At 74.0% G+C, this 13,014-nt stretch carries 11 protein-coding genes; 6 read left to right on the top strand and 5 right to left on the bottom strand.

Annotated features, from left to right (window positions below; genetic code table 11):
- The first annotated feature begins 10 nt into the window (after positions 1-10).
- From E4U92_RS33055 to E4U92_RS33040, 4 genes are read left to right on the top strand one after another with little or no spacing between them, the layout of a single operon-like run.
- Positions 11-826: an STM4013/SEN3800 family hydrolase gene (locus tag E4U92_RS33055; protein ID WP_137304179.1), complete on the top strand. Its 816-nt coding sequence runs from the start codon at positions 11-13 to the stop codon at positions 824-826.
- The gene (locus tag E4U92_RS33050) at positions 823-2,217 is read left to right on the top strand and encodes an STM4012 family radical SAM protein (protein WP_137304120.1); all 1,395 of its coding nucleotides are present in this window, start codon (positions 823-825) and stop codon (positions 2,215-2,217) included. The genes E4U92_RS33055 and E4U92_RS33050 overlap by 4 nt, the downstream gene beginning before the upstream one ends.
- An 8-nt stretch (positions 2,218-2,225) precedes the next feature.
- Positions 2,226-3,119, top strand: a complete 894-nt coding sequence (locus E4U92_RS33045; RefSeq protein ID WP_137304119.1) for an STM4011 family radical SAM protein — start codon at positions 2,226-2,228, stop codon at positions 3,117-3,119.
- Positions 3,116-3,541, top strand: coding sequence for a hypothetical protein (locus E4U92_RS33040; protein ID WP_137304118.1), 426 nt, complete (start codon positions 3,116-3,118; stop codon positions 3,539-3,541). Before E4U92_RS33045 ends, E4U92_RS33040 begins: the two co-directional genes overlap by 4 nt.
- Positions 3,542-3,719: 178 nt before the next feature.
- On the opposite strand, the gene E4U92_RS33035 is transcribed toward E4U92_RS33040, so the two are convergent.
- The 4 genes from E4U92_RS33035 to E4U92_RS33020 form a co-directional block, all read right to left on the bottom strand.
- Positions 3,720-4,655, bottom strand: coding sequence for a GNAT family N-acetyltransferase (locus tag E4U92_RS33035; protein WP_137304117.1), 936 nt, complete (start codon positions 4,653-4,655; stop codon positions 3,720-3,722).
- A gap of 86 nt (positions 4,656-4,741) precedes the next feature.
- Positions 4,742-6,169, bottom strand: a complete 1,428-nt coding sequence (gene rox / locus E4U92_RS33030) for a rifampin monooxygenase (protein WP_137304178.1) — start codon at positions 6,167-6,169, stop codon at positions 4,742-4,744.
- A 184-nt stretch (positions 6,170-6,353) separates the two neighbouring features.
- On the bottom strand, positions 6,354-7,505 hold the full coding sequence (locus E4U92_RS33025; protein WP_137304116.1) for a YihY/virulence factor BrkB family protein: 1,152 nt from the start codon (positions 7,503-7,505) through the stop codon (positions 6,354-6,356).
- Positions 7,506-7,572: 67 nt separating this feature from the next.
- Positions 7,573-8,292 carry an FAD binding domain-containing protein gene (locus E4U92_RS33020; RefSeq protein WP_137304115.1) on the bottom strand — a complete coding sequence of 240 codons (720 nt, stop codon included), beginning with the start codon at positions 8,290-8,292 and terminating at the stop codon, positions 7,573-7,575.
- Positions 8,293-8,681: 389 nt separating this feature from the next.
- Here E4U92_RS33020 and E4U92_RS33015 point away from each other — a divergent pair, with 389 nt between their 5' ends.
- Both E4U92_RS33015 and E4U92_RS33010 read left to right on the top strand, forming a co-directional pair.
- Positions 8,682-9,908, top strand: a complete 1,227-nt coding sequence (locus tag E4U92_RS33015; protein WP_137304114.1) for an aminotransferase class V-fold PLP-dependent enzyme — start codon at positions 8,682-8,684, stop codon at positions 9,906-9,908.
- Between the two features lie 137 nt (positions 9,909-10,045).
- On the top strand, positions 10,046-12,097 hold the full coding sequence (locus tag E4U92_RS33010) for a discoidin domain-containing protein (protein ID WP_137304113.1): 2,052 nt from the start codon (positions 10,046-10,048) through the stop codon (positions 12,095-12,097).
- Between the two features lie 74 nt (positions 12,098-12,171).
- Here E4U92_RS33010 and E4U92_RS33005 read toward each other — a convergent pair whose 3' ends face one another.
- Positions 12,172-13,005, bottom strand: coding sequence for a class I SAM-dependent methyltransferase (locus tag E4U92_RS33005; RefSeq protein ID WP_137304112.1), 834 nt, complete (start codon positions 13,003-13,005; stop codon positions 12,172-12,174).
- Between the last annotated feature and the right edge of the window lie 9 nt (positions 13,006-13,014).

The following is a 13,014-nucleotide window of genomic DNA, read 5'->3' as shown; positions in this document are numbered from 1 at the left end:
GCACCCGGACATGAACCGGATCGTCGGCAGCCACGACCTGCTGCTCGTCACCCTCGACACCCTGCGCCACGACGTCGCCGCCGAACTGGCCGCCGCGGGCCGCCTGCCGAACCTCGCCCGTCACCTCCCCGGCGGCCGCTGGGAGGAGCGGCACGCCCCGGGCAGCTTCACCTACGCCTCCCACCAGGCGATCTTCGCCGGCTTCCTGCCCACCCCGGCGGCCCCCGGCCCGCACCCGCGCCTGTTCGCGGCCCGCTTCGCCGGCAGCGAGACCACGGCGCACGGCACGTACGTGTACGACACCCCCGACCTGGTGCGCGGTCTCGCCCAGGCCGGCTACCACACGGTCTGCGTCGGGGGAGTGGGCTTCTTCAACCGGCAGGGCCCGCTCGGCTCGGTGCTCCCGGGCCTGTTCCAGGAGGCCCACTGGGAACCGGAGTTCGGCGTCGCCTCACCCACCTCCTTCGAGGCCCAGGTGGCCTGTGCCGAGCGCGTCGTGCGCCGACTGCCCGCCGACCGGCGCCTGTTCCTCTTCGTGAACGTCTCGGCGCTGCACCAGCCCAACTGGTTCCACCTGCCCGGCGCCACCCGCGAGGCCGGCGACACCCGCGCCACGCACGCCGCCGCGCTGGAGTACGTCGACCGGCACATCGGCCGCCTGTTCGCCGCGGCGAGCAGCAGGCGCCGCTGTTTCGCCATCGTCTGCTCCGACCACGGCACCGCCTACGGCGACGACGGCTACACCGGCCACCGCCTCGGCCATCCGTCGGTCTGGACCGTGCCGTACGCCCACTTCTTCCTCGACGGGGAGGCGACCACCCCATGACCGCGACGGTGACCCCGACCCCGGCGACGACCACCACGGCGTCCCCCTACCAGAGTTACGTCTACGCCTACCCGCACAAGACCGCCTACCGCCCGCTGTCCGACCGCCCGGCGCTGCGCACCCTGTGGGCGGACGAGCCCAAGGACGCGCTCTCGCTCTACCTGCACGTCCCGTTCTGCGAGGTCCGCTGCGGCTTCTGCAACCTCTTCACCCGGATCGGCGCCCCGGACGGCCTGACCACCGCCTACCTGGACGCGCTGGACCGCCAGGCGGGCGCCGTCCGCGACGCCCTGGAGGACGGCGCGCAGGGTCAGGACGGCGCGGGCGGCCGAGGGGTCCGCTTCGCGACGGCCGCCTTCGGCGGGGGCACGCCCACCTTCCTGACCGCCGCGGAGCTGACCCGGCTGTGCGACATCGCCGAGCACCGCATGGGCGCCGACCTGCGGGCCGTGCCGCTGTCCGTGGAGGCCTCGCCCGCCACGGCCACCGCCGACCGCCTCGCCGTCCTGGCCGAGCGCGGCGCCACCCGGCTCAGCCTCGGCGTGCAGAGCTTCGTCGACTCCGAGGCACGCGCCGCCGTACGGCCCCAGCGTCGGGCGGACGTCGAGGCGGCCCTCGCCCGCGTCCGCGAGGCCCGCATACCGGTACTGAACATCGACCTCATCTACGGCATCGACGGCCAGACGGACGCCACCTGGCTGCACTCACTGGACGCGGCCCTGGCCTGGCGCCCGGAGGAGCTGTACCTCTACCCCCTCTACGTCCGTCCCCTCACCGGCCTCGACCGCCGCCGCGGCGGACCCGACCCGGCCTGGGACGCGCAGCGGCTGCACCTGTACCGCCTCGGCCGCGACCACCTCCTCGCGCACGGCTACACCCAGCAGTCCATGCGCATGTTCCGCCGCGCCGACGCACCGCCCCAGGGCGCGGACGACTACGCCTGCCAGACCGACGGCATGATCGGCCTGGGCTGTGGCGCCCGCTCGTACACGGCCGGGCTGCACTACTCGTTCGACTACGCCGTCGGCATGCACGAGATCCGCGGCATCATCGACGACTACGTGTCCCGCCCGGCTGCCGACTTCACCCGCGCCGAGCACGGCCGGCGGATGACCCCGGACGAGGCGCGCCGCCGCCACCTGCTGCAGTCCCTGCTGCAGGCCGAGGGCCTGGACACCGGCGACTACCGCGCCCGCTTCGGCGCCGACCCCGCCGACCACTTCGGCCCCGAGCTGGACCGGTTCGCCGAGCGCGGCTGGCTGGCGGACGGTGGCCCGCGCCCCACGCGGCTGCGGCTCACCCCCGAGGGACTCGCCCACTCCGACGCGATCGGCCCGGAGCTGTTCTCACCGGCGGTACGGGCCGCGATGGCCGCGTACGAACGGAAGTAGCGCCACCCATGGACCTGACGCTCCTGTACCGCGGGCCGCTGGCCTCGTGCGACTACGACTGCCCGTACTGCCCGTTCGCCAAGCGGCGCGACAGCACCGAGCAGTTGCGCGCGGACCGGGCCTGCCTGGACCGCTTCACCGATTGGGCGGCCGCTCAGACCGGCGACCGCCTGTCGATCCTGTTCACCCCGTGGGGCGAGGGCCTGGTGCGCTCCTGGTACCGGCGCGCCCTGGTCGACCTGTCACGGCTGCCGCACGTGCGGCGCGTCGCCATCCAGACCAACCTGAGCTGCCGTACCGACTGGCTCGCGGAAGCCGACCCCGACACCGTGGCCCTCTGGTGCACCTACCACCCGGGCCAGACCCCCTACGACCGCTTCGTCGCCAAGTGCCGTGACCTCGCGGACCGGGGCATCCGCCACAGCGTGGGCATCGTCGGCCTGCCCGAGCACCTCGACGCGGCCCGCCGCCTGCGCGCCGACCTGCCCGCGCACGTCTACCTCTGGGTGAACGCGGCCGAAGGCCACACCTACGACGACGCCGAGGCCGACCGGTGGACGGCCCTCGACCCGCTCTTCCCCTACAGCCGCCACCCGCACGCCAGCGCCGGACTGCCCTGCCGCACCGGCGAGTCGGTCGTCTCCGTGGACGGCGAGGGCACGGTCCGCCGCTGCCACTTCGTGCGCGACGAGCTGGGCAACCTCTACGACGGCTCCTACCGCGCGGCCCTGCGCCCGCGCCCCTGCCCCCTGGCCGTGTGCGACTGCCACATCGGCTACGTCCATCTCGAAACCCTGCCGCTGTACGACGAGTTCGCGGGCGGCGTCCTCGAACGCATCCCCGCGCGGACGGCCCACGGACCCACGTTTGCCGCGCCTCGCGGGGGTATGCGACTACCATGAGTGAAACCAACAACGACACGAGCAAGCAGTCCGCCACCCGGCAGACGGCGTCCAAGGCCCGCCGCACGGCGGGCAAGGCGACCGCCCCGGCCGCCCAGACGGCGAAGAAGACCACCGACGCCGCCGGTGACGCGGCGTCAACGGCCAAGGGCGGCGCGACGCGTGCCGCGGACGCCACGAGCGGTGTCGCCCACTCGGCCGCCGACGCCGTGGCCACCGGCCGCAAGGCCGTCGTCACCGCCTCCGGGCACGTGGCGGCGACCGCCAAGACGGCCTGGACGGTGATCGCCCACCGCAAGCTGGTCGCCGCGGGCGTCGGCGCCGGCATCACCGCGCTGAGCGCCGCGTCGTACGCGCTGGGCCGCCGCTCCGGCCACCAGCCGCAGGGGCCGCTCACGCGCCTCACCAACGGCCGGATCTGACGTTCCGTCAGCGACCCTGGCGCGCGGGCAGCGCACCGACGCCCGCGCCCGTCCGGCCCGCCGACGCGTCCTTCCCCCACGGGGGTGCCCCCGAGGCGGGGGAGGGCGCGGCGGAGCCGACAGGCGGCTGACGGTTCGTCAACATTTGTCGACTTCGGCCGATCGTTGTTCGCCCTCCTCACGATCGGCAGGGCAGGGTGACCTCCCACGTGTCGACCGCGTAGTGCACGGACATCCCGTGGCGGGCGTAGAGCGCCGGTGCCCCGGTGGTATTGGCGGTGTCCACGCCCAGCCCCACGGTGTCCCGCCCCCGCGCGGCGAACGCGGCGAACGCCTGGCGCAGCAGCAGCCCTCCGAGGCCGCGCCCCCGTGCCTCGCGCAGCACGCCGACGCTGCGGATCCAGCCCATCGCGGCACGGTCGTCACGGGCGATCAGGAAGCCCGCGTCACCCAGGTCGTCGGTGGCGACGATCCACACGAGGGACCAGTCGAGCCCGCCCGCGTCGATGTCGTGCAGCCAGGAGGCCAGTTCGCGCGGCTGGAAGTCGAAGTGCTCGGCGAACGCGGCCTGGTACAGCGCGTGCACGCGCGCCCGGTCGTCCGGCGCGGTGCAGGCCCGTACCCGCACGCCCGGGGGCAGCGGCACCGGTCGGTCCCCGGCGGGGTCCAGCGACCGCCGCAGCACGTGGTACCGCCGTACGACGTCCCAGCCCCGCTCCCGGAGCAGCCGGACGTCGAGCGTGGGCCGGACGTTGAGGTGCAGGTGCACCACCGCCCGCCCCGCACCGTTCTCCCGCGCCCTCTCCCGGGCCCGCGTGTGGAGCGCGTCCAGCACGAGTTCCCCGGCCCGCTGGTGGCCGGGCAGCACGTAGTGGTCCACGTCGATGCGCTCGCCACCCGACTCGTCCCACAACAGCCCGTAGGCCACGAGCCGTTCCCTGTCGAAGGCGAGCCACGAGTCCCGCGCCAGGTCGACCTCGGGATGCTTCAGGTCGGCCTCGACCGTGTGCAGGTCCGTCTCCGGCCGCCCGATCTCGAGCACGTCGACGGCGTTCAACAGCTCGGTCACGGCCGGGGCGTCGTCGAGGACGGCGGGGCGCAGGGCGTAGGACATGCGGCCAGGGTCGGCCGCACGCCCCTCGCCCGCAACGCAATTTCCCCCGTGTCCGGGCCCGCTCGGCTCCGACCGGGGGCCCGGGCTCAGCCGGTCGGCGCGCCGAACCACCGCGTCAGGGACTCCCGCAGGCCCTCCTTGTCCTCGCCCAGCCACGCCACGTAGCCGTCCGGGCGGAGGAGCACCGCCGGGGTGTCCAACTCCTCGCTGACGTCGGTCACCTGGTCGACGCGGTCGGCCCAGCCGTCCACCGACAGGCGGCCGGTCTGGTCGAGGAGCAGGCCGCGCCCGCTGTGCATCTGCGCGTACAGGCGGCCCCGCTTGAGCTGGACGTCCCGCAGCCGCCGGCCGAGCAGGTCGGGGCCCTCGCCGAAGTCGTAGCGGATGGTGAGGGCCGCGATCTTCGCGATCAGGTAGCGGTTGACCTCCTCGAAGTCCATCAGCTCGGACACCAGCCGGCGCACGGCCTGGGGACCCGGCTCGGTGGACATCAGGTGCAGTTGCGCCCGGCTGTGGTCCAGCACCGCGGTGGCCACCGGGTGGCGTTCGTCCTGGTAGGTGTCCAGCAGGCCCTCCGGCGCCCACCCGGCCACCTCGGCGGCCAGCTTCCAGCCGAGGTTGAACGCGTCCTGGATGCCGAGATTGAGGCCCTGCCCGCCGGTCGGCGGGTGGATGTGGGCGGCGTCGCCGGCCAGCAGCACCCGGCCCACGCGGTAGCGCTCGGCCTGCCGGGTGGCGTCCCCGAAGCGGGACAGCCAGCGTGGGGAGTGCACCCCGAAGTCCGTGCCGGCGACCGCGCGCAACTGCTGCTGGAAATCCTCCAGGGTCGGCGGGACCGTACGGTCCTCGGCCACCCCCGCGGCGGGCACCACGACCCGGTAGAAGCCGTCCCCGAGGTGCCCGAGGCCGAAGCGCTTCTGGGTCTTGCGCACCTCGGTCATCACGCGGGTGAGCGTCTCCTGGTCCACCCCCACCTGCATCTCGCCCAGCAGCGTCTCGACCCGGGTGGGCTCCCCGGGGAAGTCCACGCCGATCAGCTTGCGCACCGTGCTGCGCCCGCCGTCGCAGCCGACCAGGTACCGCGCCCGCAGCCGAGAGCCGTCCGCCAGCTCGGCGGTCACGCCCTCGTCGTCCTGCTCCAGCCCGACCAGCGCGCACCCGCGCCGGACCTCCGCGCCCAGCTCGACGGCGTGCTCGGCCAGCAGGCGGTCGGTGACGGTCTGCGGGATCCCCAGGACGTACCCGTGCGCGGTGTCCAGCCGCTCCGGCCAGGGCTTGTCGATGCCGGCGACGAACCCGCCGACCCGGTACTGCTTGCCGTGCGCGAGGAACCGGTCGAGCAGCCCGCGCTGGTCCATCACCTCGATGCTGCGCACGTGCAGCCCCAGCGCGCGGACCACCGGGGTCGGCTCCGCCTCCTTCTCCAGCACCAGCACCCGCACACCGTGCAGGCGCAGCTCCGCGGCCAGCATCAGTCCCGTCGGTCCGGCACCGGCCACCATCACATCGATCATCACAAACCCCGCCATGTCCGCAGTTCCCGGTTCAGGCCGGTGATTCTGCGGCATGACGGGGCCCTTGCCGCAAGCCCCCCTGTGCGCTATAACTTGAGAGTGGCAAGGAGTCCGTGAACTCCTTGCCTTTGTCATTTCCGCCGGATCAGACCGCCGGACGGCACCGCCGGGTGCGGTGCGCGGATCACTCCGCCGGGCGCAGCTGCTCGGGGAGCGTCTCGTCCAGGCGCCGCCGGTCCTGCTCGTCCCAGGTCCGCGTGTCCCGCGGCTCGGTGTACGGCTCCGCGTCGGGCGGGAACCCCCCGGCGACGGCCCGCTGACGGGCGGTCTCGGCGTCGAACTCCAGGCCCAGCAGGATCGCCAGATTGCTGATCCACAGCCAGACCAGGAAGACGATGACGCCGGCCATCGTGCCGTAGGTCTTGTTGTACGAGGCGAAGTTGGCGACGTAGAACGCGAACCCGGCCGAGGCGATCAACCACACCAGCAACGCCAGGAAGCTGCCCGGGGTGATCCACTTGAAGCCCTTGACCTTGGCGTTCGGGCTCGCCCAGTACAGGATCGCGATCATGGCGGTGACCAGGACGACCAGCACGGGCCACTTGGCGATCGACCACACGGTGAGCGCCGTGTCGCCGATGCCGAGCGCGGTGCCGGCCTGGTGGGCGATGCCGCCCGTGAACACCACGATCAGCGCACTGACCACCGCCAGCACCATCAGGACCACCGTCAGGGCCACCCGGATCGGCAGGATCTTCCACACCGGCCGTCCCTCGGGCATGTCGTAGACGGCGTTGGCGCAGCGGATGAACGCGGCGACGTAGCCGGACGCCGACCACACCGCCAGCACCAGGCCGACGATCGCCATGACGGAGCCGGTCCCCGCGTTGCCCTGCAACTGCTCCACGGCACGGGTGACGATGTCCCGGGCGGAACCCGGCGTGAGCTGGCGGAGGTTGTCCAGCACCTTGTCGGTGGCCGACTTGCCCGTGATGCCGAGCACCGACACGAGCACCAGCAGCGCCGGGAACAGCGACAGCACGCCGTAGTAGGTCAACGAGGCGGCGCGGTCGGTCAGTTCGTCGTCCTTGAACTCCCGCAGCGTGCCCTTGAGGACTCGGCCCCAGGAGTGGCGGGGCAGGGCGGCGGGGCTGTCCGGCGCGGCCTGCTCCACCTCCTCGTCGGGCCCGTAGCGCTCGTCGTCGGTGGCGCCGTCGCGCTGCTCCTCGTTCCGGGAGCGCTGCGGGGACTCCCGTTCCGCGGCAGCTCGGGGCCCGGCCGTGGGATCGGGCGTCTCGTGCGTGTCTCTGTGTCCAAGCCTGGGGAAGCGAGCCATGCCCTGCGGGTAACCCGCGTCCGGCGGTCCACTCCCCACCGGCCGCCCACGGTGCGTCCGTTGCCCCTCAGCGGTCGCCGACGCGGGCCAGGACGTCGCTGACGTGGGCACGGACCGCGTCCCGGGCGCCGGCGGGCAGGGCGGCGAGGTCGGAGTGTTCCAGCGCGTCGAGGACCGCGTCCGCGCCGGTGCCGCAGGGCACGGTCGCGCGCAGCACGTCGTAGCCGTCGCGGACGGCGACGCGCAGGTGCGGTCCGCCGCCCTCGGCGTGCACCGCGCTCGCGACCACCAGGGGCGGTGGCCCGCCCGCCGCTGCGGGCGCCTTGTGGTACCCGCTGACGAGGGGCACGCGCCAGCGGATGCTCAGCAGGAGCTGACGCTTCTCCACCACCTCGGCCAGGTCGGTCTCGTAGACGCCCGCCTGCTCCAGCAGGGTGGCACGGGCGTCCAGGACGAGGGCCGCGGGCAGCAGGCAGCGCAGGGTGCTGCCGACGAGGTTCCCGCCGACGGTCGCCGTCCGGCGTACGGCCCCCGTGCCCACGGTGGCCGCCGCGGCGCGCAGCACCTCGGGCACCCGGTCGTCGATCTGGTGCAGTCGTACGGCCGACCCCAGCGCGTCGGGCTCGATCGCCGTGGCCTCCGGCAGGTGCCGCAGCGACACGGCCTGCTCGGGGAAGCCGTCGCGCTGGAAGGTGGCCCACACGAGGGTGGCCCCGCCGATCGGGACGGCTCCCTCGGCGACGCACTCCCGCGCTTCGGACAGGGACGTGGGCAGACGCAACAACACAGCGGCAGACCTGCCTTCCCGGGGCCTACGGCGGCACGGCGCGCCCCCGCGACCCCGTGATCACCGGTGACCGGCATTGTCCCGGTCGGGACCGGGGCGCATCCAGGGTTCACGCCCCGGCGCCGTGCGCCCCCCCAGGGTCGCGCGGCCCACGCCGAACCCCTCGCCCGTCCGCGCAGTGAGCCGTCCCCGGCCCCGCCGCCGGTCACGTGTCACGTGAGCCCCCGGCTCCGCCGCTGCCGGTCATGTCGCTCCACGCGCGCGTCGGAACCCGCACCGGCTGTCGCCCCCGCCCCGCGCCTCCCGACCCCCACCCACCGTGGGTATCGTGACCGCGACCCCCTTCCACCGGTGCCCGCCAGTTTCCCCTCGGGCGCGTGAGGAGTGACGTGAGCCAGGCCGACGTCGTCGCCGCCCCCCGTCCGTTGTCGCTGGACGACGGCACCCCGGCCGCCCGGGCGTGGACCCTCGACCCCGGGATGCTGCACCTGAACCACGGCTCCTTCGGTGCCGTGCCCCGGGTGGCGCAGGAGCGCCAGAACGAACTGCGGGCCGAGATGGAGCGCGCCCCGGTCGCGTGGTTCCCGGCCCTGCCCGGCCGGATCGCCGCCACGCGGGCCCGGATCGCCGACTTCCTGCGGACCGACGCCGGGGACCTGGCCCTGGTGCCCAACGCCAGCGCCGGGGCGAGCGTCGTCCACGCCGCCCTGGCCGCGCGCCCCGGCGGCGACGTGGTGGTCACCGACCACGGCTACGGCGCCGTCACGATGGGCGCGGAGCGGCTGGCCCGGCGGTGGGGCGGCCGGGTGCGCACGGCCCACGTACCTCTGGACGCCGATGCCCGCCAGGCGGCGGAGGCGGTGCTGGCAGAGGTGGACGAAGGGGTCGCGCTCGTCGTGCTCGACCAGATCACCTCGGCGACCGCGCGCCGCCTGCCGGTCGAGGCGGTGGGCGCGGAGGCGGCTCGGCTCGGCGTGCCGTTCCTGGTCGACGGGGCCCACGCGCCCGGACTGCTCGCCGCGCCGTTGGACGGGCTGGTCTGCGACGCCTGGGTGGGCAACCTGCACAAGTGGGGCTGCGCGCCGCGCGGCACGGCGGCCCTCGTCGCGCGCGGCCCGCTGCGCGAGGAGCTGTACCCGCTGATCGACTCCTGGGGCGCGGCCGAGCCCTACCCGGACCGCTTCGACCACCAGGGCACCCTGGACGCCACCGGCTGCCTCGCCGCGCCGGCGGCCCTGGACTTCGTGGAGCGCACCTGGAGATGGGACACCGCCCGGCGCTACTTGGACGAACTGGCCGAGTACGGCGCGCGGGTGGTGGCGGCGGCCTTCGAGGGAACCGGCGCCGAGGCCGTCGACGTCGGGATGCCCGTGCCCGGCATGCGGCTCGTCCGGCTCCCGGAGGGACTGGCCGCCACCCGCGTCGAGGCCGACGCGCTGCGCGACCGGGCGACCGCCGAGCTGGGCGCGGAGGCCGCGTTCACCAGCTTCGCGGGCGTCGGCTACCTGCGGCTGTCCGCGCACGTCTACAACACCCCGGACGACTACGAGCGGTTCGCCGAGCGGTGCGTGCCGGTGGTCCGGCGCTGGGCGCGTGAGGCGCCGACCGGGCTGTAACCCCTCGTAACACCCAACTGCGGCGCGGCTCTTGACGGGGGAGCGGGCCAGTGGTGATCCTGCGTCAGCAACGTTGCGCTGGTCATGACAATCCTGGGGGTCGACCGCGCCGACCCGCCGACCGAGGGACGTGGACCGTGACAGACGCCCGACGCCCGCACACCGTGGTCTTCGCACTGCTGCTCCTCGTCCTCGCCGTCACCTTCGGCCCGGCACCGGCCACCGCCGCCGGAGCCGACGACGCCTGGTGGCTGCCCACCGCACGCCCCGCCCCGGACTCGCAGATCGGCGTCACCGGTGAGCCCTTCCGGGGCACCACGCCGGACGGCCGGGTGCGGGGATTCGTCGACGCGCACGACCACCTGTTCTCCAACGAGGCGTTCGGCGGGCGGCTGATCTGCGGCAAGGTGTTCTCCGAGGCGGGCGTCGCCGACGCCCTGAAGGACTGCCCGGAGCACTACCCCGACGGCACGCTCGCGGTGTTCGACTACATCACCCACGGCGGCGACGGCCGGCACGACCCGGTCGGCTGGCCGACGTTCAAGGACTGGCCGGCCTACGACTCGATGACCCACCAGGCCAACTACTACGCGTGGGTCGAGCGGGCCTGGCGCGGCGGCCAGCGCGTCCTCGTCAACGACCTCGTGACCAACGGCGTGATCTGCTCGGTCTACTTCTTCAAGGACCGCAGCTGCGACGAGATGACCTCGATCCGGCTCCAGGCGAAGCTGACGTACGACCTGCAGGCGTACGTCGACCGGATGTACGGCGGCACCGGCAAGGGCTGGTTCCGCGTCGTCACCGACGCCGCGCAGGCCCGCCAGGTGATCGAACAGGGCAAACTCGCGGTGATCCTGGGCGTGGAGACGTCCGAACCGTTCGGCTGCAAGCAGGTGCTGGACGTTCCGCAGTGCAGCAGGGCGGACATCGACAAGGGCCTGGACGAGCTGTACGCGCTGGGCGTGCGCAGCATGTTCCTGTGCCACAAGTTCGACAACGCGCTGTGCGGCGTCCGCTTCGACGAGGGCGGCCTCGGAACGGCCATCAACGTCGGGCAGTTCCTGTCGACCGGCACCTTCTGGAAGACGGAGAAGTGCACCGGCCCGCAGCACGACAACCCCATCGGCACCCAGCCGTCCGCCGCGGAGGCCGACCTGCCGGCGGGTACCGCGGTCCCGCGGTACGACAGTGACGCGCAGTGCAACACCCGCGGGCTCACCGCCCTCGGCGAGTACGCGGTGCGCGGCATGATGCAGCGCAAGATGATGCTGGAGATCGACCACATGAGCGTCAAGGCCGTCGGCCGCGCGCTCGACATCTTCGAGTCCGCGCGCTACCCCGGCGTGCTCTCCTCGCACAGCTGGATGGACCTGGACTGGACCGAGCGGGTGTACCGGCTCGGCGGCTTCGTCGCCCAGTACATGCACGGCTCGGAGGGCTTCGTCGCCGAGGCCGCCCGCACCAAGGCGCTGCGCGACCGGTACGGCGTCGGCTACGGCTACGGCACCGACTTCAACGGCGTCGGCTCCCACCCCGCGCCGCGCGGCGCGGACGCCCCGCACCCGGTGACGTACCCCTTCCGCAGCGTCGACGGAGGCTCGGTCCTCGACCGGCAGGTCACCGGTGAACGCACCTGGGACATCAACACCGACGGCGGCGCCCACGCCGGCCTCATCCCCGACTGGATCGAGGACATCCGCCAGGTCGGCGGCCAGGACGTGGTCGGCGACCTCTTCCGTGGCGCCGAGTCCTACCTGGGCACCTGGGGGGCCACGGAGCAGCACCAGGCGGCCGTGAACCTCGCCGACGGCGCGACGGCGACCGCGAGTTCGACCGAGTGGAACCCGTTCACCGGCTACGCGCCGGGCCGGGCCGTCGACGGCGACCGGGACACCCGCTGGGCCTCCGGCTGGAGCGACGACCAGTGGCTGACCGCCGACCTCGGCACCACCCACCGGGTGGGCCGGGTCACCCTCGACTGGGAGCGGGCGTACGCCAGGTCGTACCGCATCGAGCTGTCCACGGACGGCACCACCTGGCGGACCGCCTGGTCCACCACCACCGGCGACGGCGGCCTGGACACGGCCACCTTCGCCGGCACCCCGGCACGCTGGGTACGCGTCCACGGGGTGCAGCGCGGCACGAACTGGGGTTACTCGCTGTACGAGATGACGGTCCACAGCGACTGAACGGCCCGTCCGGCCACCGGGCGACGCACGCGGTGTTCGACCCGGTGGCACGGGCGGCGGCCGACGCCACGGCCTCAGCCGCCGCCCGGCCCGGCCGTCTCCCGGCCCGGCCCGGCGCGCTCCCCGTCCGGCCCGGCGTCGGCCGTCAGCACCGGTTGGAAGAACCCGGTCTCCTCCGGCGCCCGCCACCGGAGCCGTACGAATCCGGCCTCGCCGGCCAGAGCGGCGAGTCGGTCCGCAGCGAGAGCCCAGTACGGGGCCCGGCGGACGGTGACGCGCCAGTCCCCGTCCGCCGGACGGAGCTGGAAGTGCTCCAGGTCGTAGTGCTCGCCGTCCTCGTGCCAGTGCCAGAGCTGGAAGGTGACCGTGCGCCCGTCGGCACCGGGGGAGGGGCGCACCTGCGGGGGAGTCGCCTCGGGACGGGCCCGCAGGAGGTCGTCGTACGGGCGGGTGCTGACCAGCAGTCGGCCCGACGGGCGCAGCACGCGGCGCATCTCCGCGAGGGCGGCCAGCACGTCCCGTTCCGTCAGCAGGTGCGGCAAGGAGTTGTCGGCGCAGACCACCACGTCGAAGCTGCCGTCGGGGAACGGCAGGCGGCGCATGTCGGCCGCGGCCGTCGGCAGGGCCAGGCCACGCCGCGCCGCCTCGCGGCCCGCCCGGGCCGCGGCGCGGACGCTCAGGTCGGTGCCCGTGACCCGGTGCCCGCACAGCGCCAGGCCGATCGCCTGGGTGCCGATACCGCAGGAGCAGTCCAGCACCGCCGCCCCCGCGCGGCCGATCAGGGCGTCCAGTGCGGCGCCCTGCCGGCGCACGCTGGTCTCCCAGTCGGGGTAGATCAGGTGGTAGTCGTCGGCGAGGGCGTCGTAGAAGCGGCGGACCGCGGACGGGTCGCCGGCCGGCTCGGACATGCACGGAGG

This window comes from Streptomyces galbus (assembly GCF_005280195.1).
In the GTDB taxonomy this organism is placed as follows: Bacteria; Actinomycetota; Actinomycetes; order Streptomycetales; family Streptomycetaceae; genus Streptomyces; species Streptomyces galbus.
Note: the sequence above shows the minus strand (reverse complement) of the source record. Positions and strands in the feature narration are given on the sequence as shown.

Coding starts and splice junctions, on each gene's coding strand:
- E4U92_RS33055 (WP_137304179.1), top strand. CDS start 11: ATGAACCGGATCGTCGGCAGCCACGACCTGCTGCTCGTCACCCTCGAC.
- E4U92_RS33050 (WP_137304120.1), top strand. CDS start 823: ATGACCGCGACGGTGACCCCGACCCCGGCGACGACCACCACGGCGTCC.
- E4U92_RS33045 (WP_137304119.1), top strand. CDS start 2,226: ATGGACCTGACGCTCCTGTACCGCGGGCCGCTGGCCTCGTGCGACTAC.
- E4U92_RS33040 (WP_137304118.1), top strand. CDS start 3,116: ATGAGTGAAACCAACAACGACACGAGCAAGCAGTCCGCCACCCGGCAG.
- E4U92_RS33035 (WP_137304117.1), bottom strand. CDS start 4,655: ATGTCCTACGCCCTGCGCCCCGCCGTCCTCGACGACGCCCCGGCCGTG.
- rox (WP_137304178.1), bottom strand. CDS start 6,169: ATGATCGATGTGATGGTGGCCGGTGCCGGACCGACGGGACTGATGCTG.
- E4U92_RS33025 (WP_137304116.1), bottom strand. CDS start 7,505: ATGGCTCGCTTCCCCAGGCTTGGACACAGAGACACGCACGAGACGCCC.
- E4U92_RS33005 (WP_137304112.1), bottom strand. CDS start 13,005: ATGTCCGAGCCGGCCGGCGACCCGTCCGCGGTCCGCCGCTTCTACGAC.